Here is a 26707-nt window from a genome sequence, read left to right as displayed (position 1 = left end):
GTCGTCCGTCAGTCGTCGTCCGTCAGCCGTGAATTGCTGCTTGTCGTCCGTCAGACGTGAGTTGTCGGTCGTCGACTGTCAGATGCCTGTGCGGGCAGGAGGGGCGCGGCCCTGGCAGGGCGAACGGTGCGCGAGCTGAACGGGGGCGAGCCGTGGACGCTGCGGCAGCAGGGAGCCGCGCCGGGGCTCACGGGTGTACTGCTCCACGGCGGGAAGCAGCGGGAGAGGCGCGTGAGTGGCGGCGTGCGCGGGGTGTGCGATCGCGCCATGGAGATGCTGCGGCGGCTGCTGGTGGTGCGTGCCCGTCGAGTACGGGTTGGCCGACTGCCCGCCGGAGTAGGCGAGTTGAACCGCATGGGCGGCTCGGGCGGCTGAGATGCCCGAGGCGCCCGGGGCGGCCGACGTCTGCTGCGGCACGGCCGTCTGCTGCGGCACGGCCGCGGTGCCGCCGAACACTGCCAGCAGTACCGCGAGCAGGATGCCCGGCAGCCGTCGCTGCCGACGTGAGTACGCCGGGCTCGCGGCCGTACCCGCCGGGCTGGTCGCATGCGCCCGAGCCGTCGTACGCGCCTGGGCGGGCGCGGGCGGCGGTTCACCATCGGCGACCGACTGGCGCGAAGGGTGCTCGGGATGCACAGGGCGCTCGATATGCACAGGGCGTGCAGGGCGCACAGCGCGTACATGGCGTAGCACCGTGCCCTCCTCACCTCGCCCGCCCTCGCCCGTACCGGTCGGATGCCGGAAGGCGCGGTCCTACAGCCTCCCCCAGAAGCACGCGCCCATCAACCACGTGCCCTCAGCCAACCACGTGCCCTCAGACGACCATGTCCCGCCGGCGGCGCCCTCCGCCGACGGCGATCCCCACCGCCGGCGATCCGTTCGCCCTCAGGCCCCTCGTGGGGTGAGCGTGCAGCGGTGTGCCGGTGCGCCCAGGGTGAGTGAGAAGCGTTCCGCCGCCGCGGCCACGGCCTTCCCGTGCCGGGTCAGCGACGACTCGTCCGCGAAGTTGCTCAGGGTGACAGCGCTCATGCCGCCGAGCGCGAGCCCCGAGTGGTCGAAGACGGGTGCGCCCACGGCGACGACGCCGGTCTCGTTCTCCTCGCGGTCCTCGGCGTAGCCGCGTTCGCGTACCGAGGAGAGTTCGGCCAGCAGTTGTTCCGGATCGGTGCGCGTATGTTCCGTATGTACGGGCATGCCCGTGCGTTTGAGGAGGGCGAGGACGGAGTCGTCGGGGAGTGTGGCGAGTACGGACTTGCCCACGGAAGTGGAGTGCAGGGCGAGGCTCATGCCGACACGGGAGGCGAGCCGGTAGGGCTTGTCGGCCTCCAACTTGGCGGCGTAGACGGCCTCGTCGCCGCTGAGCAGCGCGAAGTGGACCGTCCAGTCCGTCTCTTCGCGCAGCGCCTCCAATACGGGCCGGGCCTGGTCGGCGAGATCGCCTTCGCGCTGGTGGCTGCCGACGAGCGTGAGGATGCGGGGGCCGCCCGCGTAGCTGCCGCGGCCGAGCGAGCGGGCGAAGCCGCGTTCCACGAGCGTCTGGAGAATCCGGTGGACGGTGGGCTTGGGCAGCGACGTGGCCTCGGAGATCGCCGCGACGGTGCGGTGCGCGGACAGAGCCTCCAGCACATCGAGTGTCTTGTCCGCCGCCGTGCGGTGCCCATTGCTGGCCATCGGCCCAGTCTAGGCAGCGGCGGCGCGGCGGCGTTCCGGTCCGGGAAAGCGAGGACGGGCGGCGGGGCGGCGCCAGGCGGTCGGACGGGCCTCTTCGGCGTACTCCCGCCACTGCCGCGCGGGTTCACAGCCTTGGGGGGCTGTGGCAGCATCTCGGAACCCCGGGCCGGTTTCCGGAATCTGATTCCGCCGTGCGGAACGACAGTCGAGCAGTATGACTGTCGCTGGCCGAGGGCTGTCGACGGCTCCCCGCAGCCGTCGACGGCCGTCGCGTACGCGGTGGAGGCGGCGTGCCGGAGCCTGCCCGTGGCGGCCCAGGCGGCAGGGACGGATGAATCGAGACGGCGATGTCCGAGGAACCACCACCGACCACGAACCCGAATCCAGCCACGACCCCGACTCCGGCCGAGTCCCCGACTCCGGCCACGACCCCCGCTCCGGCCGAGTCCCCGACCTCGGCCGGGACGACTCCCGGCGATCCTCCGGCGCCGGTCTCCGGTCCGCCGCAGGCGGCCCGCACCATGCGCACGGACCGCGAGCTGCGGCGCGTGGTGACGGCGTCCGTCGTGGGCACCGCGCTGGAGTGGTACGACTTCTTCATCTACGGCACGGCGGTCGTGCTCGTCTTCAACCAGCTCTTCTTCGTCCAGGACGACCCCGCCGCCGGCACCCTCGTCGGCCTCGCGACCTTCGGCGTCGGCTTCGTCTTCCGCCCCGTCGGCGGCTTCCTCTTCGGTGCGCTCGGCGACCGCATCGGCAGGCGGTCGACGCTCGTACTGACGACGCTGGTCATGGGCCTGTCCACGGGCCTGATCGGCCTGCTGCCCACATACGCGTCGATCGGCGTCGCGGCCCCCGTACTGCTCACGCTGATGCGCGTGTGCCAAGGGCTGGGCGCGGGCGCCGAGTTCGGCGGCGCCTCGACCCTCCTCGCCGAGCACGCGCCCGCCGAACGCCGCGGCTACTACGCCTCGTTCGCACAGGCGGGCGTGCAGGCCGGGCTCGTCATGGGGATGGTCGTCTTCCTCTTCGTGGGGATGCTTCCGGAGGCGAGCCTGAACGCCTGGGGGTGGCGGCTGCCGTTCCTCTTCAGCTTCGTGCTGATCGGCGTATCGCTCTATCTGCGGCTGCGCGTCGCCGAATCGCCCGTCTTCCGCCGCATGCAGGAGAACCGCGAGGTCGTGAAGCTGCCGGTGCGAGAGGCGCTGCGGCGCCATCCGCGCAGCTTCCTGGTGGGGGTCGGCGCGCACATCTGCGACACCTCGGTGGTGTACATCTACGCGACGTTCTCCGTCTCGTATCTGACGAGCGAGGTCGGGCAGCCCAAGTGGGTCGCGCTGACGGGCGTCATCTCGTTCGGGCTCGTGGTGATCGCACTACAGCCGTTGTACGGAGCGCTGTCGGACCGGATCGGGCGCAGGCCGCTCAATCTCTTCAGCGTGGTCTTCACCGGGCTGTTCGCGTATCCGTTCTTCCTGCTGCTGGACACCGGGGTGCCCGTCGTCATCTGGCTGGCGATGATCGTGGCCACGGCGCTGGGCCTGGCGCCGATGATCGCCGTCCAACCGGTCTTCTACGCCGAGCTGTTCGGGGCCCGCGTGCGCTACACGGGCTTCGCGGCGTCACGGGAGACGGGCGCGGCGCTGGCCGGATTCTCGCCGTTCGTGGCGGCGGCGCTGCTGGGCTACGCGGACGGCGACCCCTGGCTGGTCGCGGCCTTCATGGCGGCTACGGCGGCGGTGTCGCTCGTGGCGTTCCTGTACTCGGAGGAGTCCCGGCATACGGACGTAGGTCTCGTGGACGTAGCGCCCGCGGCACACGAGCCGGGCGGGACCGGCGGGACCGGCGGATCGTAGGCGACGCCCGGCTCCAAGTCCCGCCCGCGCCGGGCCTGTTCGGGCCGCCGCGTCTGTCGAGCCCCCGCGCCTCGTCAGGTGCGCGCCCCTTCCCCTCCGCCCGTACGCTGCCCCGCACGCAGCAGCGCCACGAGCACCGAGCCCGCGAGCACGGCCACGACCACGCTGAAGGCGATCCCCGCCGCCCGCAGCCCCACGAGGTCGGCGGCCACGCCCACGCCGATCACGGGCAGGGACAGCGCCACGTAGAGCACTACGAAGTACGTCGACGCGACGTCGGCGCGCCGCTCGACGGGGGCCTCCGCGTTGACGGCCGCGAGCCCGGCGCGGAAGCTCATGCCCTGCCCGAGTCCCGCGATCACCCCGCCCGTGACGAGCAGTTCGAAGGACAGCTCGGCGAACCCGGCCGTCAGCAGGCCCATCCCCACGACGAGCCCGGCGCAGCCCAGCGGCAGCGATGTGTCCCCGAACTTCGGCACCAGCGCGATCTGACCGACGGCCGAGGCCGCGAACACCGTGAAGATGACGGCGCCTTGGAGCGCGAAGTCCTCGATCCCCAGCAGCTTCCCGAGGAACGACGGTGACACGGCCGTGAACAGGCCCAGCACCGCGAAGCCCGCGAATCCGGCGATGCCCGCCCGTACGAAGGTGCCGCGCATTCCGTGCGGGACCCCCGGCTTCGTCACCCGCAGGCGGGGGCGGCGCACGGCGCCCTCCACCGGTTCCGGCATGAACCACACGCCGGCCACCGCCGGTACGAGCAGCCCCAGGTGGACGGCGAACGGCAGCAGCAGCGGCTCCGGTTCGAACTCGGCGAGCACCCCCGCCACCAGCGGCCCGCTGCCCAGCCCGCCCATCTGCACGACCGTGGCGACGAGGCTGCCCCGTCCGGTGCTGCGGCCTCCCGCGAGGTCCACCAGGGCCGCGGTCGCGGTCCCCGTGAAGATCCCGGCCGACAGCCCGGACAGCAGCCGCCCGGCGAAGAGCAGCGTCAGATCGTCCGCCGCGAGGAAGACGGCGCTGCTGAGGACCGACAGCGCCAGCCCGGGCAACAGGGTCCGCCTGCGGCCGACTTCGTCCGACACATGGCCGAAGAGCAGCAGCGCCGCCAGCACGCCCACCGCGTACGTGGCGAAGACGACGGTGACCATGAGGGTGGAGAAGTGCAGCTCGCGCTGGTAGAGGACGTACAGCGGGGTGGGCAGCGTCGTGCCGAGCATCGTCGTCGTGAAGGCGGCTGCCACCAGCCAGAACGCCAACGCCCTCGGGACGGCCCGCCGTTCGGTCACCCCGTGGCCGTTGCTCTCTACACCCATGCGCCCATGATCCGCCAGCCGGGGGCCCGGGGAAACCACGTCGGCCGCTCGGCGCCCCTCGTCCCCGCCGCGCCGCTGTCGTTTCCGGATGCCGTGCCTGCGTGTCACCACGGCGGTGTACCCGCGTACCGGCGTACCCGCCTTCAGGCGTGCCCGCGTTCAGGCGTGCCCGCGTTCAGGCGTGCCCGCGTTCAGGCGTGCCCGCGTTCAGGCGTGCCCGCGTTCAGGCGTGCCCGCGTTCAGGCGTGCCCGCGTACGTCACTCCTCACCGGCGACGGTCACGCGTGCCAGCGCTCCCGACTCCAGCGCCGCCCAGACGGCACCGTCCGGGCCGAGAGTCAGACCGTGCGGCTCGGCGGACGGCGAGGGCAGCGCCGCCTCCGTGACGTCGCCTTCCGGGGTGATGCGCCCGATGCGTCCGGTGGCCCACTCCGTGAACCAGCACGCGCCGGTGGCGTCGACGGCCACGGCGTGCGGGCGCGACTCCCGGTCGGGCAGCGGGAATTCGGTGATGTCACCGGTGGTGGTGATACGGCCGACGGCTCCCGCCCCGATCTCGGCGAACCACAGGGCGCCCGCGCCGCCCTCGTGCCCGCGGCTGCCGCCGTCCACGCCGCCCGCCTCCGCGGCGATCCCGACCGGTGCCGCGCCCTCCGTCGGCAGCCGGAAGGACGTGATCTCGCCCGCCGTCGTGATGCGGGCGACGGCGTCGGCCTGATTGAGCGTGCACCAGAGCGCCCCGTCGGCGCCCGCGGCGATCGCCGACGGAAAGGCACCGGCGATCGGCAGCGGGAAGCCGGTCACCTCGCCGTCGACGGTGATGCGGCCGACCCGGTTCGCCGTGGTCTCGGTGAACCACAGCGCATCATCCGGGCCCCAAGTGATGCCGTACGGGGCGGAGTCGGCGCCGGGCAGCACGAACCTGCGCGCACTGCCGTCCATCGCGATGCGCCCGATGCTGTGATCGTGCGTACGGCAGAACCACATCGCACCGTCCGGACCGGGCGTGACGACGGTCGGTCCGCTGTCGGAGGCGTCGAGCCGGTGGACGCTCTGCGCACGGCTCCGCGGCTCCAGCCGTCCGATCGCACCGGCGTGGACGAGGGTGAACCAGATCGCGCCGTCCGGGCCGGAGTCGATGCCGTAAGGACCCGCACCGGCGTCGACGCCCTCCGTGAGCGCGATCTCTTCAACGACGAGCGTCTTCGTCATGCGGGTGTGCTCCCTCGTACGTCGGAAGGCCTCGTAGGTCTACGGGCCAACGGATCACGTGCCGTTGGGTCTGCGGGCCGATGGGCCCCAGGGACCGTTCCGGGCTAAATGCGACAGTGTTGCGTTAAGCTGCCGACGGGAGACTGACACGGGGAACGTGACGGTGCAACGCCGTTTACGGAGGCGCGGGTTGGGCCAGGCGACGGGCGGCACAGAGCCACAGGACGGGGGCGTTCGCGCGCACGGCAGCACCCGCCCCGGCGGCCGTACGGCACGTACACGCGCGGCCGTCAGGGAGGCGACGCTCGCGGAGATCGCCGAACGGGGTTACGGCGGGCTGACTATCGAGGGCGTGGCCGCCAGATCCGGCGTGCACAGGACGACCGTCTACCGGCGCTGGAGAAACGCGGCCGGGCTCGCCGCCGACGCCCTCGACCTCGCGTCGGACGAGCCGTGGCCCGTGCCCGACACCGGCGGCGTACTCGGTGATCTGCGGGAACTGACCTCGCTCGTGGTCACGCACTTCGAGGACCCGCACGCGGGCAGAGTCTCAAGAGCCCTGGTGTCGGCGGCAGTTCACGATCCGGCGACCGCCCGCGCCCTCCACGGCTTTCTGGCCGGGCGTCACCGTCAGGCGGCTCCCGTCGTCGAACGTGCGGTGGAACGCGGGGAGTTGCCCGAGGGCACGGATGCGCGGGAGGTCGTGCGCGCGGCCGTCGCGCCGCTCTACTACCGGCTGTTCATCTCCGGGGAACCGGCCGACGCGGAAGTCGCGGTGCGGGCCGCGGACGCCGCTCATGCCGCCGCCCGCGCGGGGGTGTTCATACGCGCGGACGGCGCTGCGGAGACATAGGGGTACGGGAACGGCGGCGGGCGGGAACAGGGCCGGGAGAGCGGACGGGCGCGGCAACCGGCAGCCTGCAGGCGGGTGTTCGCGGGGGGCGAGTCCGCTCGCCACACGGCTCAGACGCCGACCGGCTGTCTGGGCTCCCCGCCGCCACCGCCCTCGTCGTCCTCGTCCGGCTCGTCCGGGGCGGCCCGCGTTCCGGTGGCGTCCCGGGGCCCGTCCTCCCGCCTTGTGCGTGGCGTGCCCGAGGCGACCACCGTGCTCCCGGCTGAGGGCGCGCTCGCGGTTCCCACGCCTGTCTCGGCACCGGAACCGGCACCGGCACGTGCGCCTGCGACCGCCCCGGCACCCGCGACGGCGGTCTCCGTCTCCGGCGCCACGTTCAGCTCCGTGAGCATCTGCCTGCTGAAGCCGAAGAAGTACGTCAGCACGAACCCGGCGAGATAGCCCGTCGCCATCCCCAGCCCGTAGACGGCCGCGACGGCGCCGAGCCCCTGATTCCCCTTGAGCAGCGGGAAGAGCGCCCAGCCGGACGGGCCGATCGCGGTGGAGCCGACGGATGTGCCGAGCTGGTGGAAGAGCCCGACCGTGCCGCCGCCGACCGCCCCGCCCACGCACGCCGTGACGAACGGCCTGCCGAGCGGCAGCGACACCCCGTAGATCAGCGGCTCGCCCACGCCCATCACCCCCGCCGGAAGCGCCGACTTGATGGTCCTGCGGATGGAGGTGTTGCGGCGCAGCCTGACGTAGACGGCGAGTGCCGCGCCGACCTGGCCCGCGCCCGCCATCGCGAGCACGGGAAGCAGCACCGTGAAGCCGTCCTGCTCGATCAGCGTGGTGTGGATGGGGATGAGCGCCTGGTGCAGGCCGAGCATCACCAGGGGCAGGAAGAGCCCGCCGAGCACGAACCCGGCGACGCCTCCGCCGTGCAGCAGCAGCCAGTCGGCGAAGTGGCCGATCCCGGTGGAGACCAGACCGCAGACGTACATCAGCCCGAAGAGAGTGACCAGGCCCGAGACGAGCACGGTGACGGTGGGCGTCACCAGCACGTCGACGGCCTCGGGCACCCTGCGACGGCACCACTTCTCCACGTAGACCGCGAGCAGTGCCGCGAAGAGCGCGCCGAGCACGCCGCCCTGCCCGGGGGCGAGTTTCTCCCCGAACGCGGACACCTTCGAGACGCCCGCGAAGACGATGACGGCCGCCGCCGCGCCGCCCAGTACGGGCGTACCGCCGAACTCCGCGGCCGTGTTGATGCCGACGAAGACCGCGATGAGCGACATGAACCCGGTGGAGACCGCCGTCAGCGCGGGCACGATCCCCGCGGCCCAGGGGGCGCTGCCGCTGCTGACGAGGTTGGTCAGGATGCCGTTGAGACCGGCGACGATGCCGCAGCCGATGAGCGCGGGGATCAGCGGGACGAAGATGTTGGCGACGCGGCGCAGCATCCGCTTGACCGGCGTGGCGTTGCGGCGCTTGCGCTCGGCCCGGAGGGCGGCGCCGCGCTCGGCGAGTTCACCGGCGGTGACGGGGCTCACGGGCGGGTCCCCCGCAGGGCGCGTGCCGTCGGCGGTGACCTGGCTCCCGGGGGCGGCCGGGCCCCTCTCGCCGGCGGGCGCCGATCCGTCCGCCGCTTCGAACGTACGGGCAAGGGCCTGGAGTTCGGCGGTGACCCGGGCGACCTTCCCCGGACCGAGGACGATCTGGAACGCGTCGTCGTCCTCCACGACGCCCACGACCTCGGGCAGCGCCCGCAGTGCCGCGTCCTGTACGAGATCGCGGTCGGCGAGGCCGAGCCGCATCCGTGTCATGCAGTGGGTGACGGAGAGGACGTTCTGCGGGCCCCCTACGAGGGGGAGCAGCGCCTCGGCGGTCTGACGGTTGCTGTCTGTGCTCATCGGCGGGGTCGCTCTCTGGCGGTCCGGGGGACCCGGAACGTGGTGCGGTCGAGCGAGCTAGCCGCAGCAGCCGGCGGCGGCCAGCCGCTTGGCATCCACTGTCAGCCCTCGTCGGCCGCCGCGCGGAGCGCGGCCCGCAGATGTCCGTCCGCGTCGTCGAGCAGGCGGGCCGCCGTACGGCCGTCCACGCCGCCCAGGATGATCAGGATCGCGTTCTTCACCTCGTCGCCCGCTTGGGTGAGAGCGGCCTCGATCGTGTCGTCGGAGGCGCCCGTCGCGAGGGAGACGATGCGCCGCGAACGCGCCCGGAGCTTCTCGTTGCTGGCCCGCAGGTCGACCATCAGGTTCCCGTAGGTCTTGCCCAGACGGATCATGGTGATCGTCGACAGCATGTTCAGGACGAGCTTCTGAGCCGTACCGGCCTTCAACCGCGTCGAGCCGGTGAGCAGTTCGGGCCCCACGACGACCTCGATGCGCAGATCGGCCGCGTCCCCCAGCGGCGAGTCGGCGTTGCAGGAGAAGCCGACGGTGAGCGCGCCGTGCGTGCCGCGTGCGTACTCGACCGCTCCTACCGCATAGGGGGTGCGTCCGGACGCGGAGATGCCGACCACGGTGTCGTCCGACGTGAGCTGGAGGGCGTCGAGGTCCGCGGAGGCCAGTTCCTTGCTGTCCTCGGCGCCTTCGACGGATCTGCTCATCGCGCCGGGGCCGCCCGCGATGAGCCCGAGCACGTCGGACGGGTCGGTGTTGAAGGTCGGCGGGCACTCGCTGGCGTCGAGCACGCCCATGCGCCCCGCGGTGCCCGCGCCCGCGTAGATCAGCCGCCCGCCGCGGGCCATGCGTTCGGCCGTGGCGTCGATGGCGGCGGCGATCTGCGGGAGCTGCGCGGCGACGGCGCCGGGCACGGTGGCGTCCTCGCCCTGCATGATCCGGGCGATCTCCAGCGTGGGCAGCCGGTCGATTTCGGACAGTTCGCTGCGGAACGCCTCCGTGGTCAGCGTCTCGAGCTGTGCTCGCAGCTCGCTGTAGGAGTGGGGTGTGTCGGCGGTGGAGGTCATGGGGAGGAGCGGCTCTTTCTGACTCGCGCGGACGCGGATGCGGATGCGGACTCAGGTTCGGATCGTATTCCGGACCAGACTGGGATGCAGGTGCGGATAACGGGCACGTACTCGGCTCGGACACGGTCGGGCTCGGAAACGGTCGCGTCGGTACACGGCCGCGCTCGGTACCGGCGCGGGTGCGTATGCGGCCAAGGGCTCACGTGAGCGACCGGTGGGCGCGGACTGCGTGGGCACGGACTGCGTGGGCACCAACCGCGTAGACACGGCCTGTACGGGCACGAACTGCCGGACATGGGCGGGCCGGAGCCCTCGGCCTGGCCCCGCCGACGGCGGCCCTGCGCGTCCGGTGGTGCAAGGCGACGGGCCGAACCAGCCCGGGCCGGGTTCCGGGACTGGAACGCACATGTGCCGTGCTGCCATGCGCCGTACGTGTCGTGCCGTGTGCCGTGTGCCGTGTGCCGTACCGGTCAGTGCGCCCGCGTCGCCGCCGTGCTGCTCACGGTGTGCCGTCGCGAGCCGGTGCCGTCAGCGTGGCCGTGGCGAATGCCGGTGCGCCAGTGCCTCGTAGGAGGCGGAGAGCGCGGGCGCCGTGCTTTCGTACGTACGCTGTGCGACGCCGATGAACAGGCAGTCGACGACGAGCAGTTGACTCGTACGGCTCGACATCGCGGCGGGCCGCAGCTCGCTCTCGCGCGCCGTGGACGTCGTCAGCACATGATCGGCGTACTGCGCGATCTCACCGTCCGAGCGGCCCGTGATCGCGATCGTGGTCGCGCCCTGGTCGAAGGCCGCGCGCAGCGGTTCGATCACGTCGACCGTACGGCCCGAGTGGGTGATGGCGATCGCCACATCGCCCGCGCCGAGCTGCACCGCCGTGGTGACGGCCAGATGAGGATCGGCCTCCGCGTGTGCGACGTGTCCGATGCGCAGCAGCTTCTGGGCGAGGTCCTTGCTGACGAGGCCGGAGGCGCCGACTCCGTATACGTCGACGCGGCGCGCGCCGACCAGGGCCGTAACGGCCGCCTCCAACTGCACGGTGTCCAGGCCCGCCGCGGTGTCGGCGAGGGTCTGCCGCTCGTCGTGCGCCAGCTTGGCCACCACGTCGGCTATCGGGTCGTCGACCGCGATGTCGGCGGTGACCGACGGCGCGGCGCCGGACTCCTGCTGGGCGGCGAGCCCCGCGAGCGCGAGGCGCAGATCCCGGTATCCGGGATAGCCCAGCAGCCGTGAGGTCCGTACGACGGTGGCCTCGCTGGTGCCGGTGCGTTCCGCGAGGCCGGTGACGGTGAGCTGTGCGCATCCGGCGGGGTCTCCCGCGACGGTCTCGGCGACCCGCTGCATGGAACGCGTCATCGAAGGGGCCATGGTGCGCACCTTGGCGGCGAGTGCGCCCGGTCCGGGCGGGCCGGGCCTTCCCGCGGGTGCGGGACGAGCGGCCGGGCGGGCGGCCGGCTGGGCTGCGGCACCGCTTCCGCGGCTGCCGGTGGGGTGGGGCGAGCCCCCGTGGGGAGTGTTCCCGGCGGCGTTGGCACCGCCTGGTCTGGTGTGCGCCCTGTTGTTTCTGGCGAAACTTTCCTTCAGGTACGTGGTCATCGGTGGAAGGTATTTTCCCGTCGTGTCCCCGTCAAGAGCCACGGGCACGGGTCCGTCATGAATCCTCTGCCGCTCCTTTTCCCGATCTCCGCCTGCCCTGCGGGGTGTCCGCGGGGGTTCGCGCGCTGTCGTACGCCGGGCCTCGGGGCGTACGCCGGTAGTACGCAGCGGGTGGCCGAGACCGCCGCACCCGTCACCGGCTGTTTGGTGCAATGGAGACATGGACCAGCTTGAGCAGACACTTCACACGGCCCGGGCTCTCGTACTCGCCGACCTGGAGGCGGGCAAGGTGGCCGAGGCGGACGTGGTCTCGCTCGTGGAGGAGGCGGTCTCCCACCGCAGGTGGTGGGTCGAGCAGTGGCCCGAGGGCATCGCCTTCGTGAACGGTCTGATAGCGCAGGACGTGCAGGACGCCCTGCTCGACCGTTACGGACGCTGGCCGCTGTGCCCCGTATGCCTCGGCTCCGATCCGCACGCGCTGGAGGTCGAGCCTCCGCTGGGCGAGGACCCGCACTGGGTGTGCAGCAAGACCACCACGTCGGTCGCCCGCGTGGGAGCGCTGAGCAAGTGCCTCTGAGCGAGCGGGAGGTCCCGCGGCTCACGGGTGTGCGTACGTGCGCGCAGGCGGACGTGCTGGTGAACGTACGGGCGGACGCACGGGCGGGATCAACGCCCGGCGCGGCGCCCGTAGTCGGGGCGTGCGAAGCCGGGGGCGCCCGGAACGAGGCGCCCGGAGTGGGGACGCCCGTAGTCGGGGCGTGCGCATGGGCGGCACCCCGGGGTGTGGAGCTGTGACCGTCTATATAGATCCGCCCGTCTGGCCGGGCGACGGGCGGCTGTGGTCGCACCTGGTCAGCGACGTCTCGTTCGACGAGCTGCACACCTTCGCGGCGGCGATCGGCTGTCCGCGCCGCGCCTTCGACCGCGACCACTACGACGTCCCGAGCGCCCGCTACGCGGCGGCCGTCTCGGCCGGTGCCGTGGAGGTCGGCTCCAAGGAGCTGCTGCGCCGCCTCACGGACGCGGGCCTGCGAAGGCCCAGGAGGCGCGGGCCTTCGCCGGGCGGCTGACGGACGGCCGCCGGGCGTACGCGCGTTGGCGGTACGGCTGCACCGGAGACCGGCACAGGCACGGGCACGGGCACAGGCCCAGGAACAGGCACGGGCGACCGGCGGGGTGTTCCGTCAGGGACGCCGTCCGAGCAGCGCCACCAAGCGGTCCTGCGGCACCGCGTCGTCGGGCACGGGCACCGGCGGATCGAAGATCCCCGCCTCGTGCCAGCTCCCGGCCTGCGGCGCGATGTGGTCGTAGACCGCGTCCGCGAGTTCGTCGGGCATCCGGGACCGTACGCCGACGGCCTGTGCGAGGTCCCAGCCGTGCACGGTCAGGTCGGTCGTCATCTGCCAGGCGTACTCCTCGGCCGGGGTCTTGCCGCCGGTGACGTGGACATCGCCGCGGAGCGCCCCCTTCCGGTGAAAGGCGGAGCGTGAGCCGCTTGCTGCCTCTTCCCACACCGCGACCGGTGCGTCGCCGACGACGTCGCCGTCGTAGCGGTCGCCGACCTCGTCGAGGGTCTCGCCGTTCAGCAGATGGGGTGCCCAAAGGTGTTCGCTGACGAGGTGGTTGACCAGGTCCCGTACGTTCCAGTCGGTGCACGGGGTGGGGTCGTCCCACTGCTGCTCGCCGACCTCGTGCACCAGCCGGTCCCATTCCTTGAAGGCCGTCTCGAAGGCGTCGATCAGTTCCATGGGTCAATCGTGGGCCCGTCGGCCGCCCGGCGCACGAGAGGAATGCGACGCCGTGGAGTGTGACGCAGCTCTCAATGACGGATGTCATACGCGGGGGCGTCCCCGTGCGTGTACCGGGTGTCCTGGTCCACGGGGCAGGACGGACAGCGCGGATCACGTGCCGCGCGCACTCGGGGGAGTGCCGGGGCGCCCGTGGCGGGTGACGTGGCCAGCACCGTCGTACGGATCACGGCCACGCCGCACCCGCCCGGCGTCCCGACACCGCGCCGCGGTCCCGCGCCGTCGTGTCTCGTGTGCGGGCCGCCCGCCGGACCGATTCCGGCCGTCCGGCTCGGCCGGGCGCAAACCCGGTCCGCGTGCGCCGGGTTCCGTACGTGCCCCCGCCTGGTTGCCTCCCGTACGTGCCCCGGCGCAGGTGCCGCCGAGTACGTGTGCTCCCGTACGTGCTCAGCTCCCGTACCCCGGGGGTCTCTCGTCGCCCGAACACAGCCGTACCTCGGTCGAGTTGCGCGTGCGCACGCCCGGCAGCCAGCCCTCGAAGCCCTTGCCGCCGCCACCGCCACCGGCCTTCTCGACCCGGTACCAGCGACGCGACGAGACGCCCTTCTCGTCCGTGACGAGCTGGCCGTCGGTGACCACGCATGTCGCGGTCAGCTTGTCGCCGTGCCAGGTACGGCCCGCCGAGTTGCCGGGGTCCGCGTACGGCTCGTACGGGCTTCTCGCGACCCGCAGCGCGCACTCCAGGGTGCGCAGCTTCTGGCATGCCTTCTCGACGTTGTGGACCCGCAGCGTGATCGGCCCCGAGTCCTTCTGCGCGTCCGAACTCCCCGAGGACGGGTCGGCCGCCGCTCCCTGAACGGTCCCGGGCCCGATGGAGGGCGCGACCAGCCACCACGTACCGCACAGGACGAGGGCGACCGCCGCAGCCGCCACGGCGATCACCGCCATCGGCAGCGGGCGCCGGCGCAGCCGTGATTCGCCGCCCGCGTGCGCGGTGACCGGCGTGACGTCCCGGCGGGGCTCGCGCACCCGCTCCCACAGGCCGTCCGGTACGTCGATCATCGCGTCGGCCGCCCGCAGTCGCTCCCGGAGGGCCGCGGCCGTCTCCTCGCGTCGCTCAGCACGCATGGCGTTCTCCTCCCCGGCGGCCGGACCGCTGGCGCAGCGATCCCCGTAGCTTGTCCAGCGCACGCCTGCGGGTCAGCGCCACGGTGCCACGGTGCAGGCCGAGAATCTTCGCGGCCTGGTCGATCGTGTAGCCGTCCAGGTCGACGAGTACGACCACACCGGCCTGCCGCACGGTCAACTGCCGTAGAAGACGGACGGTTTCGATCTCCGAGGCCCTGCGCTCCAGGCCACCGTCGTCCCACTGCGCACCCGGCGGAGGCGCTCCGCCGCCAGCCGTGCCCGCCCTGCCGCCGCCGGCACCGGCCCCGTCACCCGCGAACTCGACGTCGGCGACGAGCACTTGGCGCCGCTCCTTGCGCCAGTTGTCGCGTACGACGCTCAGCAGCGAGGCGAAGGCGTATGCGTACGGCTCTGGATGGGCGAGGAAGTTCTCGGGGCGCGCGGCCAGTTTGAGGTAGACCTCGTGCACGGCGTCCTCCGCTGACTGCCGTGTCCCGGAGAGCATGGCGGCCCGCCGGTAGAGCCGGTGCAGCAGCTCGCAGAAGACCTCGTCGAACGACGGGTCGGGCGAGCCCGAGTCCTTGCCGGTGGTGGTGGAAGAAGTGACCACGTGGCCTGCGATCCTCTTTGGTGAGTGGCCTCTTGGCTGATGTGGAGATGTGGTGCGGCGTGCGTCGCTGAGTGACCGTCGCTGCGCCGGTACGCCTGCACGTCGTTCTCGGCCGTGGGGGTTCGGCATGGACCGGGCCAAGCTGGCAGTTCAGATTGCCCAGCAACATCGGCCGGTCGCAAGTCCGTTGCCCGTCAATCCCCGGTGACGAGCAGTTCCATCTCGGTCTCCATGTTGCGCCGGGCCACATGCTCCCACCGTTCCCGTCCGTACGGGGTACGGAACAGCCTTGGCAGGCCCAGGAGTTGACGAAGTACCTCGGCGCGCCCTTCCAGGAAGGGACCGTCGGGCACGAAGCCGTACTCCTGGCGCACCGCGGCAGCGTACTGCGCGTACTCGCCCGGCGATCCGGCCAGCACCGCCAGATCGGCGTCGCACAGCAGCTCCCCGTTGACGTCGCCCTCGTCCGGATCGTGGTCGACGGTGAGCCGCACCAGCCGGGCCGCCTCGTCCGTGAGGGACCGGGGCACTCCGGCCTCGGGCAGGGCGCGCTCGGCGAGGGCGGCGCTGCGCTCCTCGTTCTCGCTGCGGTCAGGCCGGTAGACGGCGTCGTGGAACCAGGCCGCGAGCAGTACGGCATCGATGTCGGCCCCGGGGGTGTGCGGGGCGAGCTCGTCGACGCGGTTGAGCACGTCCAGGAGATGGTCGACGGTGTGGTAGCGGCGCTGCGGTTCCGACCATCGCTCGATCAGGTTCCGTCCGTAGGGGGCGGGATCGGGGTCCGGCTCGCCTCCGCGGGCGCTGACGAGGAGCGCGTTCCAGCGTGAGAGCAGGCGGTCGCGGGTCTTGTCGCGGGTCTCGCTGCCGGAGTCGCCACGCGGGCCGGCGGCCCCGGGACCGGAACCGGGACCGACGCCGGGATCGATACCGGGACGGGTGGCTCCGGGGCCCCAAGTCCCAGGCTGGCCGGGCCTGTCGGGCTCCGTCGGCCCTTTGGGGCCCTCGGCGGATTCGGTGCTTCCGGCTCCGGATTCGTCGTTTGTCGCCATGACGGCGATTGTGCACCTGGGCGGCGGTGCCGACTTCCGGTGCGGGGCACCGTGTGACAGAGTACATACATGTCTAGACCAATTCTCGAGGTGATCGCCCTCGACGCGGACGACGCACGGGCGGCACACGCGGGAGGGGCCGACCGCCTCGAACTGGTCACCGACATGGCCGCCGACGGCCTGACCCCGCCGCGCGAGACCTTCGCCCGCGTCCGCGCCGCGGTTGACCTTCCGGTACGGGTCATGCTGCGCGGGAACGCCGGATTCACGGTGGGCGACGATGCCGCGCTCGACGTGCTCCGCGCACAGGCGCGGGCCCTGCGTGCCGAGGGCGCCGACGAGTTCGTACTGGGATTCCTCGACGCCGAGGGCCACCCGGACCTGCATGCGATCACCGCCCTCACCGACGTCATCGGCCCCTGCCCCTGGACCTTCCACCGGGCCGTCGACCACGCGGCGGACCGCGCCCGACTCCGTGAGGCGCTGACGGAGTTCGCGGAGCCGGGCCACGGGCCGGACGCATATCTGACCGCCGGATCGCCGGCGGGAGTCGACGAGGGCCTGGACGTGCTGCGCTCGGAGGCCGCCCGGTCCGCCGCGGCCGAACCGGGCCACGGCCCCACGGTCGTCGCGGGCGGCGGCCTCCGACTGCAACATGTCGCACCACTCGCGGAGGCAGGCGTCACCGCCTTCCACATCGGCACGGCGGCCCGCCCCACCGGCTGGTCCGGCCCGGCCGACGCCCGCCTGGTGAGGGAGTGGCGCGAGGCGCTGGATGCGTGAGGGGGCGGGCAGGGCCCGCGCCCGGAAGTGCGTGCGTGCTCGACCGTACGGACGGCACCCGCGGCCCAGGTGCAACACCCCGCCCCCGGGCGCGAGTTGCTAGCCGTAGCCGTAGCCGTAGCGGCCAAGCGCGGAGCGGGGTGGCCCGTGACCGCCGGAACCGTCCCGTCACATGGACGGCGTCAGCACCACGAAGTCCGCGCCGAACGGGTCGAGGCAGACCGCCATGCGTCCCACGCCCTCCGCGTCCTCCGGGCCCATGACCACGTTGCCGCCCAGCTCGTTCACCTTGGCGATCGTCGCGTCGCAGTCGGTGGTGTGGAAGACCGGGTGCCAGAACGGCTGGCCGCCCGCCAGGGCGAGGGCCTCGGACGGGACCTCCATCAGGCCGCCGTGCATACGCTCCTGGGGAGCGCCGGAGGGGCCGAGGATCGTGTAGGTGCCGCCCTGGTCGCCGGGCATCGGCATGTCCGTGAACTCCCAGCCGTAGAGCCCCTTGTAGAACTCCTTCGCACGGGCTGAGTCGGTGGTGTACAGCTCGACCCACATCAGTGAGTTCGGCTCGTCCACGACCTCCAGACCCGAAGTCTTGCCCGCCTGCCAGGCCGCGAACTGGGCGCCCTGCGGATCGGTGAACTGGGCCATCCGCCCTTGGTCGTTGACGTCGAAGGGCTCTACGCGGACCGTGCCTCCCGCCTGGCGGATGCTCTTGGAGGCCGCGTCGAGGTCGGGGGTGCTGAAGTAGATCATCCAGGCCGAGCGGGCGCCCTCGTCGAGCGGTCCGAGAGCGGCCACGGATCTGCCGTCGGACTTGAAGAGGCCGAACTCCTCCTCACCCGATCCGAACGGCTGGAACGTCCAGCCGAAGACCCCGCCGTAGAAGCTCTTCGCGGCAGCCGAGTCGCGCACGCCGAGATCGAGCCAGCAGGGGGAGCCCACGGAGTAGTCAGTGGTGATCATGGCGATTCCCTTCGGAGGTCCCTGACACGAATCAGGCTCCCACCGCGCACCGACAATCGCTCGTCGAGTGAGGTCGGGCCGCCCACAGCCCCGTGCAGCGCCGCCGCCTCGACCGGCGCCGCAGCGCCAGGCCCGGCCGGGCCCGGTCAGCCCCGCACGCGCCGCCCGGTCAGCCCGCCCCGTCCGGCCCCCGCGTGCTCTCGCGGGGCTGGAGCACGGTGCGCAGCACCACCGTCTGGAGCGGCTTGTCCGAGCCCGCCAGTCGGTCCTGCAACAGTGCCGCCGCCGAGGCGCCCAGGTCGTACGAGGGAAGCTGGACGGTGGTCAGGGGCGGCCTGACCAGGGAGGCCCACGGAACGTCGCCGAAGGAGAGGACGCCGAACTCCGGGGGCTCGATGCCCGCTTCGCGCAGGGCCTGGAGCGCGCCCACGGTCATCAGGTTGTTGGCGACGAACACGGCGTCCGGCGGCGTACGCAGGGCGAGCAGTTCGCGCATGGCCGCGTACCCTCCGTCGACGCGGAAGTCGGCGTGCCTGGTGTGGGCGCGGGTCCAGTCGTCGGGGACGCCGGCCTCGTGCATCGCCGCTCGGTATCCCGCGAGCCGGTCCTCGGAGGTGGAGGCGCCTGCGGGCCCGGTGATGCAGGCGACCCGGCGGTAGCCGCGTTCGAGCAGATGGGCGGTGGCGTCCTCGCCGCCGTGCTGGTTGTCGACCATCACGGCGTCGACGGCGGCGGCGCGTGGACGGCGGTCGACGGCCACGACGGGCATGCCGCGGGCGGTGAGCGCCGAGAGGTCGGTGCGCTTGCGGGAGGCGGCGGCCACGATCACGCCCGCCATCTGTTCCGCCAGGGCTATGTCGAGGTAGCGGCGCTCCTTCTCCACGTCCTCGTCGGTGTTGCACAGCACCACCGAGAGGTTGGTGCGCTGGGCGGAGTCCTCGACGCCGCGGGCGAGGGAGGTGAAGAACGGGTTCTCGATGTCCGGGATGAGCAGGCCGATGACGCTGGCGCGCTGCATGCGCAGCGAGCGGGCCACGCGGTTCGGGGAGAAGCCGAGTTCGGCGGCTGCCTTGCGGACGCGCTCGGCGCGTTCGGCGGTGACCCGGCCGCCGTTGAAGACCCGGGAGACGGTCGCGGGAGAGACTCCGGCGGTACGTGCCACATCGCTGATGTTTGCCACCGGGACTCCTTACACGCTGCGCACCGGCTGGTGGGAGCCGCTGTGCCCAACCTCTTGACACCTTCTGCGGTGAACCCTACGTTCGCGTGAAATGGATTTCAACAGGAGCCGCGAGCACACCTGTTGAGCTCTGCCCATCCGACGTCCCCTGCCGCCGTCGTCCCCCTCTGCTCCCCTCGATGAGCACGGCCCTCGAACGGCAAGTGAAGAAATCGATTTCACCCTGATCCCCTATCGCCACCCCCGCGCTTTCGACCCACGGAGTGTCCATGCTCGACGAGTTGGCCAGGCGTTCGGACAAGATCACCCGCTCCGTCAGTCCGGAGAACTTCACCGGCGCCAAGGGCGCGGGCGGCCGGGCCACCGAGGGTACCGGCGCACAAGCCGCCGGTGGCCTGGGCCGGGGCTGGAAGATCTCGCCCAGCATCGAGATCGCCCCCGGTGAGACGGCCGAGCTGGCCGACATCGCCGGGCCGGGCACGGTGCGGCACATCTGGTGCACCACGGCGCCCCACCGGGCCTGGCGCGGCACTCTGCTGCGTGCGTACTGGGACGGTGCCGCGCAGCCCGCGGTCGAGGTGCCGCTCGGCGACTTCTTCTGCAACGGCTGGAACGTCTTCAGCCAGGTCTCGTCGCAGCTCGTCGCCGCGAATCCGAACGGCGGCTTCAACTCGTACTGGCCGATGCCCTTCTACGAGCGCGCCCGCCTCACGCTGGAGAACCTCTCCGCCGAGACGGTCGTCCTCTACTACCAGATCGACTACGAGTCGGGCGACGTGCCCGCCGACTCCTGCTTCCTGCACGCCCATTGGCGGCGCAGCAGGCCCGTTCCGTACGGGGAGACGCACACGCTGCTGGAGGGCGTCGAGGGGCGCGGGCAGTACGTGGGGACGTATCTGGCCTGGGGGACCAACAGCCCCGGCTGGTGGGGCGAGGGCGAGGTGAAGTTCTACCTCGACGGGGACGGCGAATTCCCGACGATCTGCGGCACCGGCACGGAGGACTACTTCGGCGGCGCCTGGAACTTCGACGTCGAGGGGCAGGGCTACACCGCGTACACCACGCCGTATCTGGGGCTGAACCAGATCCTGCGTCCGGACGGGCTCTACGCGAGCCAGCAGCGGTTCGGGATGTACCGGTGGCACGTCCCCGACCCCGTCCGCTTCTCGGAGGACCTGCGGGTGACCGTGCAGTCCCTGGGGATCGGGCCGGGCAACGGCAACGGGCTGCGGCACCGGTACCGGCCGACGAGCGACGACATCGCCTCGACCGCGCTGTTCTATCTGGACTCGCCGGACGCCTCCGGGCGTCCCGAGACTCCCGGACTCCTCGAACTCGAAGTGGACTAGGGGGAGTTGCGGCCATGGACACGAGCAAGACGGCGGGCACGACAGGCGCGACGGGCGCGACGGGCGCGGCGAACACGACTGGCACGGCGAACACGACTGTCACGACGGGGACTTCGCACTCCCGGATGACCCGGCGGCGGCTGCTGGCCGCGGGCGCCGCCGGAGCGGCCGCGGCCGTCACCTCCGGCTGCGGCGGCAGCGCGAGCGCGGACGACGGGCCGATGCGCTTCTGGAACTTCTACGCACCGCAGCGCTCCGAGGACCCGGCGCTGAACGCGCAGAGCAAGTGGTTCACGGACCTGGTGGAGAAGTGGAACCGGTCCCACAAGAGGCAGATCGAGCTGCTGTACATGCCGCCGCCGACGTATCAGAACGGCTCGAAGCTCCCCACCGCCTTCGCCGCGGGCGACGGCCCCGACATCTTCCTCGCCAGCCCCGGCGACTTCCTGCGCTACTACAACGGCGGCGTGCTCGCCGACCTCACCCCGTACATGGACAGGCGGGCCCTGGACGACTACCACCCGGACACGCTCGACAGCCGCATGGTCGACGGCAAGGTCTACGCACTGCCCATGGAGGTCGAGCCGCTGGCCGTCTTCTACGACGTGGGCGTGTGGGAGAAGGCGGGCCTGTCCGAGGGCGACGTTCCCACCACATGGGACCGACTGCTGGACGTGGGCGAGAAGTTGACGACGAAGACCCGTGCGGGGCTCGTGCTGAAGACCCTTCCCGGCTATCTCCAGAACTTCCTCTGGTACTCGTGGATGTGGCTGGGCGGCGGCGACGTCCTCGACGAGCACGGCGCCGTCACCGTCGACTCCCGTCCCGTACGCCAGGCGCTCCAGTTGTGGCAGGACGCCGTACGCAGCGGCATCACCCCCACGACGGCGCCCGCCGGCGACGACATGATCTCCGGCTTCAAGGCGGGCCGCGCCGGAATGTGGCACAGCGGCATCTGGGAGATCGCGAGCCTCAAGGCCTTCGCGCCGGACCTCGAGTACGGGATGTTCAAGCATCCGCTTCCGCCGGGCGGCAAGTACACGACCGCGCTGGGCGGTTGGTCGTTCTGCGCCAACGCCAAGGGCCGTGATCCGCAGGCCGCGGCCGAGTTCTGCGCGTGGGCGCTCGGGACGATGGAGGACGAGTGCGTCGACCGGATCACGGACTGGTGCATCGAGGCCAAGCGCGACATCGCGCCGCGCAAGTCGGCGCTGCGGCGCGGCACCGAGCGCGGCGGCTACGACGACTGGGCGATGAAGTACATGAAGGAGGAGGTCTTCCCCGGAGGCCGCCCCGAACCGCGCTATCCGCCCGTCGTCTACAAGGCGATGTCGGACGCCCTCCAGGGCTCGATGCTCGCCGGGCGCGACGTCGGTGAAGAGGCGGCGCGCGCCGCACAGTCCGTCGAGGCGTATGTGCGCAGCTACAAGGGGGCGAGCCTGATATGACCCTGCACGGCACGGCCCGGTCACAGGCGGCCGCCCCGACCACCGCGAAGGCGGCCCCCGGCGCCGACGGCCCCGGTCCGCGCAGGCGCCTCGGCCGCCGGCACCGCGAGTGGATCGCCGCCGGGCTCTTCATCGCTCCCGACGCGCTGGGCCTGGCCGTCTTCGTGGGCCTGCCGATGGTGCTCTCCGTGGTGCTGAGCTTCTTCCAGGTCAGCGGCTTCGGCTCGTACGAGTTCGTCGGCCTCGGCAACTACGCGCGCATGATGGACGATCCGCTGTTCTGGGAGTCCATGCGCATCACCGGCGTCTACGTGGTGGTGCTGGTGCCGCTGCTGTTCGTGGTGAGCCTGGGGCTGGGGCTGCTGGTACGGCAGCGCGTTCCGGGCGTCGGCGTCTTCCGGACGCTGTTCTTCCTGCCGTACGTCATCAGCCTGGTCGTCGTCGGCCTGCTGTGGAAGTTCATGTTCGACGACCAGGTGGGGGTGGTGAACCAGGGCCTGCGGGCGGCCGGTTTCGCCGGGCACTCCTGGCTGGGCGACCCCTCCACCGCGCTCTACTCCGTCATCGCCGTCTTCGTCTGGGTGATGATGGGCTACTACATGATCATTTTCCTCGCAGGTCTCCAGGAGATTCCCAGGGAGTACTACGAGGCGGCGCGCATCGACGGCGCCGGGCCCTGGACGCAGTTCCGCACCATCACATGGCCGCTGCTGAGGCCGACCAGCTTCTTCGTGCTGCTGATGTCGACGGTGGCCGCGATCACCGGCGGCTTCGAGCTGGTCTTCGTGCTCACCGAGGGCGGACCGGCGAACAGCACCTCGCTGGCGATCTTCTACATCTACCAACAGGCCTTCGTCTTCGGGGAGTACGGCTACGCATCCGCCATGGGCACGGTCCTCGTGCTGGCGATGCTCCTCTGCTCCGGGGCCATCTTCAAGGCGACGAGGGGCGGGAGGTTCGACGATGACCGATAGGGCCCGCTGGGCGCTGACGGCGCTCACCGGGGTGCTGGCCGTGGCGGCCTTCTTCCCCGTCCTGTGGATGGTCACGGCTTCGCTGAAGCCGCGTGACGACGTCAACGACGGCAGGCTGGTCCCGCACGACGTGACATTCGGCAACTTCGCCTACGTCTTCACCGAAGTGCCCTTCGCGCGCTACCTGTTGAACAGCTTCGTCGTCTCGGCCGTCGTCACCGTCGTGGCGCTGTTCCTGCACTCGATGGCCGCGTACGCGCTGGCGAGACTGCGGTTCCCGGGGCGTGAGGCGCTGTTCACGGTGATCTTCTCGACTTTGCTGATCACCGCGCCCGTGGTGCTGATCCCGCTGTTCGTCGTCGTACGGCAGCTCGGCATGCTCGACAGCTACGCGGGGCTGATCATCCCGTCGATCTTCAACGCGTTCGGGATCTTCCTGCTGCGGCAGTTCTATCTCCAGCTTCCACGGGAACTGGAGGAGGCGGCGATCGTCGACGGCTGCGGCCACTGGCGCGTCTACCGTTCCGTCGTACTGCCGCTGTCGAAGCCCATACTCTCCGCCCTGGCGATCTTCTTCTTCCTCGCCAACTGGAACTCCTTCCTGTGGCCGCTGGTCGCCACCAACGACCCGGACCTCACGGTCGTGCAGCTCGCGATCAGCTCGTTCCAGTCGCAGTACGCGGCCAGTTGGAACTACATACTCGCCGCCGCGGTGGTGGCCGCGGCGCCGATGCTGGTCCTCTTCTTCGGCTTCCAGCGGCAGATCGTCGAGTCCGTGAAGACGTCCGGCCTGAAGTAGCAGGCAGCGCACACCACTTGAAGCAGCACACAGAAGCAGCACGCAGAACTCAGCCACGTATCGACGTCTGGAGGATTTCCATGGCACGCATCGGTCTGCTCCCGGTCACCGACGGCCGCGACTACGTTCAGCGCGACGTCCACGACCACGTGGAGCGGTCCGCCGCCCGACTCGCGGGCGTGCTGCGGGACTCGGGGCACGAGGTGTTCGTCTCACCGGAGCAGGTCGGCAGCAACTCCCTCGCCGTCTCACAGGCACGCTGGGTGGCCGACCGCCATCCGGACATCACGATCCTCCACCACTCCGTGTGGACGTTCCCGCACTTCACCGCCCTGGCCGCCGAGTCGACGCCGGGCCCGCTGCTGCTCGTCGCCAACATCGATCCCCGATTCCCGGGCATGGTCGGCATGCTGGCGGGCGGCGGCGCCCTCGACCAGCTCGGCCGCACGCACGCACGTGCGTGGGGCGACCTGGAGGACCCGGCCGTCCGCGAGCGGATACTCACCCATGTGAGGGCGGCGTCGGCCGTGACGGGCCTGCGCGGCTCCACCTTCGGGCGCGTGGGCGGGCGCCCCATGGGGATGTACACCGCCACGGCCAACACCGACCAGTGGATGAGGACCTTCGGCGTCGACGTCGAGGAGATCGACCAGTGGGAGGTCGTACGCCGCAGCGAGAACGCCGGCCAGAAGCGCGTCACCGCCGCCCGCGAATGGCTGGAGAAGCACGCCGCCGCCGTCCACTACGACGGCGACCGCCTCACCCCGCAGCTCCTGGAGCGGCAGATCCGTACGTACTACGCGATGCGCGAGCTGATCGACGAGTGGAACCTGGACTTCTCCGGGATCAAGGGCCAGCCCGAACTGACCGCGAACTTCTGCACGATGGACGTCGCCGAGGCGTTCCTCAACGACCCCTACGACTGGGAGGGACCGAAGGACACCCATGTCACCTCCACCGAGGCCGACATGGACGCCGCCTTGACGATGCAGATACTGAAGCTGCTCACCGGCGACCCGGTGCTCTTCGCCGACGTGCGCCACTACCACGCCGACAAGGACGTCTGGGACCTGTGCAACTCCGGTCAGCACGCCACCTGGTACGCGGCACGCTCCGACGACCCCGCCGAGAACATGCGGCACGTCAGCCTCCACCCGGAGGTCTTCTACTTCCCGGCGGGAGGCGCTTCCGTACAACACCTCGCCGCACCCGGCGAGATGACGTTCGCACGGCTGACCCGGCACGACGGCGCGTACCGCATGCACGTGATGCGCGGCGGCTTCGAGACTTACGACGAGGAGACCAACGAGCGCATGATGCGGGCCTCGACATGGGAGTGGCCGCACGCGTTCGCATCGCTCAACTGCCAGGCGGAGGAGTTCCTTTCGAAGTTCGGCGCCAACCACATCCACGCCGTGCCAGGCGACCACGTCGCCGAGCTGCACGCCGTGTGCGCCCAACTCGGCATCCGCTACGACGGATTCGGCGACGCTGCGGGATTCGGCGACGCACGAGGGGAAAGGACGGTGGCGTGACCCTGCTGCTCGGCATCGACATCGGCACGTCCAGCTCGAAGGGCGTGCTCACCCGCTCCGACGGACACCTCGTCGCACAGGCCGTGAGAGAACACACCACATCGAGCCCGCGCCCCGGCTGGGTCGAGCACGACGCGGAGCAGGTGTGGTGGCGCGACTTCACCGAGCTGGCGGCCGAACTCCTCGCCGGGGCACCGGCAAACGAGCGCCTCGGAGGGGTCGGAGTCAGCGGCATCGGCCCCTGCCTGCTGCCCGCGGGCGATGCCGACGAGCCGCTGCGCCCGGCGATCCTCTACGGCGTCGACACCCGCGCGGGCGACCAGGTGGCCGAACTCACCGCCCGTTACGGCCAGGACGAGATCATGCGGCGCTGCGGCTCCGCGCTCACCAGCCAGGCACTGGGCCCGAAGTTCGCCTGGGTGCGGCAGCGCGAGCCGGAGGTCTACGGGCGTATGCGCCGCTGGTACATGGCGAGTTCGTACCTCGTGCGCCGTCTCACCGGGGCCTATGTGCTCGACCACCACTCGGCCAGCCAGTGCGACCCGCTGCACGACCTGCGCGGCGGCGGCTGGATCGAGGAGTGGTGCGAGGAGGTGGCCCCCGGCCTTCAGTGGCCTCGACTCGTCTGGCCCGCGGAGGTGGTGGGCGAGGTGACCGCCGAAGCGGCCACCGCCACCGGCATCCCCGCGGGCACGCCCGTCGTGGCGGGCACCGTCGACGCATGGGCGGAGTCGGCGTCCGCCGGAGCGACCTCGCCCGGCGATCTGATGCTGATGTACGGGACGACGATGTTCCTGGTCGACGTGGTCGGCGAACCCGTGCCGGACGTACGGCTGTGGTCGACGGCCGGGGCGTACGAGGGCACCTACTGCCTCGCGGCGGGCATGGCCACCTCCGGTGCGATCACGGCATGGCTCCGCGATCTGACCGGCGCTGACTACGGCACGCTCACCCAGGAGGCCGCGGCGCTGCCGCCCGGCGCCGAAGGGCTGCTGATGCTGCCGTACTTCGCGGGCGAACGCACGCCGGTCTTCGACCCCGACGCGCGTGGCGTGGTCGCCGGTCTGACGCTGCGGCACGGCCGCGCCCATCTCTACCGGGCGGCGCTGGAGGCCACGGCCTTCGGCGTACGGCACAATCTCGCCGCCATGCGCGAGGCGGGCGGCGATCTGCGGCGGCTGGTGGCGGTCGGCGGCGGTGCGCGTGACCTGTGGACGCAGATCGTCACGGACGTCACGGGGCTGGAGCAGTCCGTGCCGCGGCACACCGTCGGCGCGGCACACGGCGACGCGTTCCTGGCGGCGGTCGGCACGGGCCTCGCACGTCGCGAAGACATCGCGGACTGGAATCCGCACCGCTCCACCGTCGTACCGGACCCTGAGCGCTCCCGCGTCTACGACGAGCTGTACGAGCACTATCTCGGCCTGTATCCCTCGACGCGCGAAACGGTGCACGCGCTGGCGGCACGGCAGCACGCCGACGGGTGAGGGGTGTCGGGTGTCGGGAGGCGCGTGACGGGTGGCGGGTGACAGATCGCGGAGAGCGGCTGACGGCTGACGGACAACCGCTGGCAGATGACAGATAGCCGCTGACAGATGACAGATATCGGCTGGCAGATGACAGATGACAGATAACGTCAAGCGGCCAACGCCAAGCGGTCAGCAGCAAACCGTCAACGGATGACGGGCGC

General features: G+C 71.4%; 24 protein-coding genes. 11 read left to right on the top strand and 13 right to left on the bottom strand.

Annotation, left to right across the window (positions count from 1 at the left end):
- Window positions 1-78: 78 nt before the first annotated feature.
- Complete coding sequence (locus MMA15_RS11490; protein WP_241059034.1) at window positions 79-636, bottom strand: hypothetical protein; 558 nt, start codon at window positions 634-636, stop codon at window positions 79-81.
- A gap of 249 nt (window positions 637-885) precedes the next feature.
- On the bottom strand, window positions 886-1671 hold the full coding sequence (locus tag MMA15_RS11485) for an IclR family transcriptional regulator (RefSeq protein WP_241059033.1): 786 nt from the start codon (window positions 1669-1671) through the stop codon (window positions 886-888).
- Between the two features lie 521 nt (window positions 1672-2192).
- On the opposite strand from MMA15_RS11485, the gene MMA15_RS11480 reads away from it, so the two are divergent.
- Window positions 2193-3527, top strand: a complete 1335-nt coding sequence (locus tag MMA15_RS11480) for an MFS transporter (RefSeq protein ID WP_241059031.1) — start codon at window positions 2193-2195, stop codon at window positions 3525-3527.
- A 74-nt stretch (window positions 3528-3601) separates the two neighbouring features.
- Here the strand turns inward: MMA15_RS11480 and MMA15_RS11475 are convergent, their stop codons facing one another.
- Both MMA15_RS11475 and MMA15_RS11470 read right to left on the bottom strand, forming a co-directional pair.
- Complete coding sequence (locus MMA15_RS11475) at window positions 3602-4843, bottom strand: MFS transporter (protein WP_241059029.1); 1242 nt, start codon at window positions 4841-4843, stop codon at window positions 3602-3604.
- A 258-nt stretch (window positions 4844-5101) separates the two neighbouring features.
- Complete coding sequence (locus MMA15_RS11470; RefSeq protein WP_241059027.1) at window positions 5102-6055, bottom strand: Vgb family protein; 954 nt, start codon at window positions 6053-6055, stop codon at window positions 5102-5104.
- A 190-nt stretch (window positions 6056-6245) separates the two neighbouring features.
- On the opposite strand from MMA15_RS11470, the gene MMA15_RS11465 reads away from it, so the two are divergent.
- Entirely contained in the window at window positions 6246-6908 is a 663-nt protein-coding gene (locus tag MMA15_RS11465; protein WP_241059025.1) for a TetR/AcrR family transcriptional regulator, read from the top strand.
- 110 nt (window positions 6909-7018) lie between these two features.
- Here MMA15_RS11465 and MMA15_RS11460 read toward each other — a convergent pair whose 3' ends face one another.
- The 3 genes from MMA15_RS11460 to MMA15_RS11450 form a co-directional block, all read right to left on the bottom strand.
- The gene (locus MMA15_RS11460; protein ID WP_241059023.1) at window positions 7019-8800 is read right to left on the bottom strand and encodes a PTS transporter subunit EIIC; all 1782 of its coding nucleotides are present in this window, start codon (window positions 8798-8800) and stop codon (window positions 7019-7021) included.
- A 101-nt stretch (window positions 8801-8901) separates the two neighbouring features.
- On the bottom strand, window positions 8902-9858 hold the full coding sequence (gene murQ / locus MMA15_RS11455; RefSeq protein ID WP_241059016.1) for an N-acetylmuramic acid 6-phosphate etherase: 957 nt from the start codon (window positions 9856-9858) through the stop codon (window positions 8902-8904).
- Between the two features lie 528 nt (window positions 9859-10386).
- Window positions 10387-11454 (bottom strand): MurR/RpiR family transcriptional regulator, encoded by a 1068-nt coding sequence (locus MMA15_RS11450; protein WP_372498229.1) that lies wholly within the window; start codon window positions 11452-11454, stop codon window positions 10387-10389.
- Window positions 11455-11674: 220 nt separating this feature from the next.
- On the opposite strand from MMA15_RS11450, the gene MMA15_RS11445 reads away from it, so the two are divergent.
- Both MMA15_RS11445 and MMA15_RS11440 read left to right on the top strand, forming a co-directional pair.
- Window positions 11675-12031 carry a DUF8819 family protein gene (locus tag MMA15_RS11445; RefSeq protein WP_241059006.1) on the top strand — a complete coding sequence of 119 codons (357 nt, stop codon included), beginning with the start codon at window positions 11675-11677 and terminating at the stop codon, window positions 12029-12031.
- A 214-nt stretch (window positions 12032-12245) separates the two neighbouring features.
- On the top strand, window positions 12246-12524 hold the full coding sequence (locus MMA15_RS11440) for a DUF4031 domain-containing protein (protein WP_241059004.1): 279 nt from the start codon (window positions 12246-12248) through the stop codon (window positions 12522-12524).
- 114 nt (window positions 12525-12638) lie between these two features.
- Here MMA15_RS11440 and MMA15_RS11435 read toward each other — a convergent pair whose 3' ends face one another.
- The 4 genes from MMA15_RS11435 to MMA15_RS11420 all read right to left on the bottom strand — a co-directional run bounded on the left by MMA15_RS11435 (window position 12639) and on the right by MMA15_RS11420 (window position 15989).
- Complete coding sequence (locus MMA15_RS11435; RefSeq protein ID WP_241059002.1) at window positions 12639-13202, bottom strand: TIGR03086 family metal-binding protein; 564 nt, start codon at window positions 13200-13202, stop codon at window positions 12639-12641.
- A gap of 447 nt (window positions 13203-13649) precedes the next feature.
- Window positions 13650-14330 (bottom strand): hypothetical protein, encoded by a 681-nt coding sequence (locus MMA15_RS11430; protein ID WP_241059000.1) that lies wholly within the window; start codon window positions 14328-14330, stop codon window positions 13650-13652.
- A complete protein-coding gene (locus MMA15_RS11425; RefSeq protein ID WP_241058998.1) occupies window positions 14320-14940 on the bottom strand; it encodes an RNA polymerase sigma factor in 621 nt (206 codons plus the stop codon). Before MMA15_RS11425 ends, MMA15_RS11430 begins: the two co-directional genes overlap by 11 nt.
- A gap of 194 nt (window positions 14941-15134) precedes the next feature.
- Window positions 15135-15989: an HD domain-containing protein gene (locus tag MMA15_RS11420; protein ID WP_372498228.1), complete on the bottom strand. Its 855-nt coding sequence runs from the start codon at window positions 15987-15989 to the stop codon at window positions 15135-15137.
- A 69-nt stretch (window positions 15990-16058) separates the two neighbouring features.
- On the opposite strand from MMA15_RS11420, the gene MMA15_RS11415 reads away from it, so the two are divergent.
- The gene (locus tag MMA15_RS11415; protein WP_241058996.1) at window positions 16059-16772 is read left to right on the top strand and encodes a copper homeostasis protein CutC; all 714 of its coding nucleotides are present in this window, start codon (window positions 16059-16061) and stop codon (window positions 16770-16772) included.
- Window positions 16773-16940: 168 nt separating this feature from the next.
- Here the strand turns inward: MMA15_RS11415 and MMA15_RS11410 are convergent, their stop codons facing one another.
- A complete protein-coding gene (locus MMA15_RS11410; RefSeq protein ID WP_241058994.1) occupies window positions 16941-17732 on the bottom strand; it encodes a VOC family protein in 792 nt (263 codons plus the stop codon).
- A 169-nt stretch (window positions 17733-17901) separates the two neighbouring features.
- A complete protein-coding gene (locus MMA15_RS11405; RefSeq protein WP_241058992.1) occupies window positions 17902-18912 on the bottom strand; it encodes a LacI family DNA-binding transcriptional regulator in 1011 nt (336 codons plus the stop codon).
- Between the two features lie 269 nt (window positions 18913-19181).
- On the opposite strand from MMA15_RS11405, the gene MMA15_RS11400 reads away from it, so the two are divergent.
- The 6 genes from MMA15_RS11400 to MMA15_RS11375 all read left to right on the top strand — a co-directional run bounded on the left by MMA15_RS11400 (window position 19182) and on the right by MMA15_RS11375 (window position 26504).
- Window positions 19182-20261, top strand: a complete 1080-nt coding sequence (locus tag MMA15_RS11400) for a glycoside hydrolase family 172 protein (RefSeq protein WP_241058991.1) — start codon at window positions 19182-19184, stop codon at window positions 20259-20261.
- Between the two features lie 14 nt (window positions 20262-20275).
- Window positions 20276-21709 (top strand): ABC transporter substrate-binding protein, encoded by a 1434-nt coding sequence (locus MMA15_RS11395; protein WP_241058990.1) that lies wholly within the window; start codon window positions 20276-20278, stop codon window positions 21707-21709.
- Complete coding sequence (locus MMA15_RS11390) at window positions 21706-22683, top strand: carbohydrate ABC transporter permease (RefSeq protein ID WP_241058989.1); 978 nt, start codon at window positions 21706-21708, stop codon at window positions 22681-22683. The genes MMA15_RS11395 and MMA15_RS11390 overlap by 4 nt, the downstream gene beginning before the upstream one ends.
- Entirely contained in the window at window positions 22673-23482 is an 810-nt protein-coding gene (locus MMA15_RS11385; RefSeq protein ID WP_241058988.1) for a carbohydrate ABC transporter permease, read from the top strand. Before MMA15_RS11390 ends, MMA15_RS11385 begins: the two co-directional genes overlap by 11 nt.
- Before the next feature lie 80 nt (window positions 23483-23562).
- Window positions 23563-25017 carry an L-fucose/L-arabinose isomerase family protein gene (locus MMA15_RS11380; protein WP_241058987.1) on the top strand — a complete coding sequence of 485 codons (1455 nt, stop codon included), beginning with the start codon at window positions 23563-23565 and terminating at the stop codon, window positions 25015-25017.
- Window positions 25014-26504, top strand: a complete 1491-nt coding sequence (locus MMA15_RS11375) for an FGGY-family carbohydrate kinase (protein WP_241058986.1) — start codon at window positions 25014-25016, stop codon at window positions 26502-26504. Before MMA15_RS11380 ends, MMA15_RS11375 begins: the two co-directional genes overlap by 4 nt.
- Window positions 26505-26707 lie beyond the last annotated feature (203 nt).

Source organism: Streptomyces marispadix (assembly GCF_022524345.1).
GTDB classification, from domain to species: Bacteria; Actinomycetota; Actinomycetes; order Streptomycetales; family Streptomycetaceae; genus Streptomyces; species Streptomyces marispadix.
Note: the sequence above shows the minus strand (reverse complement) of the source record. Positions and strands in the feature narration are given on the sequence as shown.

Excerpts from the sequence above, each read along its gene's own strand:
- MMA15_RS11420 (WP_372498228.1), bottom strand. The coding sequence starts at position 15,989 with ATGGCGACAAACGACGAATCCGGAGCCGGAAGCACCGAATCCGCCGAG.
- MMA15_RS11460 (WP_241059023.1), bottom strand. The coding sequence starts at position 8,800 with ATGAGCACAGACAGCAACCGTCAGACCGCCGAGGCGCTGCTCCCCCTC.
- MMA15_RS11395 (WP_241058990.1), top strand. The coding sequence starts at position 20,276 with ATGGACACGAGCAAGACGGCGGGCACGACAGGCGCGACGGGCGCGACG.
- MMA15_RS11430 (WP_241059000.1), bottom strand. The coding sequence starts at position 14,330 with ATGCGTGCTGAGCGACGCGAGGAGACGGCCGCGGCCCTCCGGGAGCGA.
- MMA15_RS11385 (WP_241058988.1), top strand. The coding sequence starts at position 22,673 with ATGACCGATAGGGCCCGCTGGGCGCTGACGGCGCTCACCGGGGTGCTG.
- MMA15_RS11410 (WP_241058994.1), bottom strand. The coding sequence starts at position 17,732 with ATGATCACCACTGACTACTCCGTGGGCTCCCCCTGCTGGCTCGATCTC.
- MMA15_RS11445 (WP_241059006.1), top strand. The coding sequence starts at position 11,675 with ATGGACCAGCTTGAGCAGACACTTCACACGGCCCGGGCTCTCGTACTC.
- MMA15_RS11400 (WP_241058991.1), top strand. The coding sequence starts at position 19,182 with ATGCTCGACGAGTTGGCCAGGCGTTCGGACAAGATCACCCGCTCCGTC.
- MMA15_RS11435 (WP_241059002.1), bottom strand. The coding sequence starts at position 13,202 with ATGGAACTGATCGACGCCTTCGAGACGGCCTTCAAGGAATGGGACCGG.
- MMA15_RS11485 (WP_241059033.1), bottom strand. The coding sequence starts at position 1,671 with ATGGCCAGCAATGGGCACCGCACGGCGGCGGACAAGACACTCGATGTG.
- MMA15_RS11390 (WP_241058989.1), top strand. The coding sequence starts at position 21,706 with ATGACCCTGCACGGCACGGCCCGGTCACAGGCGGCCGCCCCGACCACC.
- MMA15_RS11480 (WP_241059031.1), top strand. The coding sequence starts at position 2,193 with ATGCGCACGGACCGCGAGCTGCGGCGCGTGGTGACGGCGTCCGTCGTG.
- MMA15_RS11470 (WP_241059027.1), bottom strand. The coding sequence starts at position 6,055 with ATGACGAAGACGCTCGTCGTTGAAGAGATCGCGCTCACGGAGGGCGTC.
- MMA15_RS11415 (WP_241058996.1), top strand. The coding sequence starts at position 16,059 with ATGTCTAGACCAATTCTCGAGGTGATCGCCCTCGACGCGGACGACGCA.
- MMA15_RS11475 (WP_241059029.1), bottom strand. The coding sequence starts at position 4,843 with ATGGGTGTAGAGAGCAACGGCCACGGGGTGACCGAACGGCGGGCCGTC.
- MMA15_RS11450 (WP_372498229.1), bottom strand. The coding sequence starts at position 11,454 with ATGACCACGTACCTGAAGGAAAGTTTCGCCAGAAACAACAGGGCGCAC.
- murQ (WP_241059016.1), bottom strand. The coding sequence starts at position 9,858 with ATGACCTCCACCGCCGACACACCCCACTCCTACAGCGAGCTGCGAGCA.
- MMA15_RS11380 (WP_241058987.1), top strand. The coding sequence starts at position 23,563 with ATGGCACGCATCGGTCTGCTCCCGGTCACCGACGGCCGCGACTACGTT.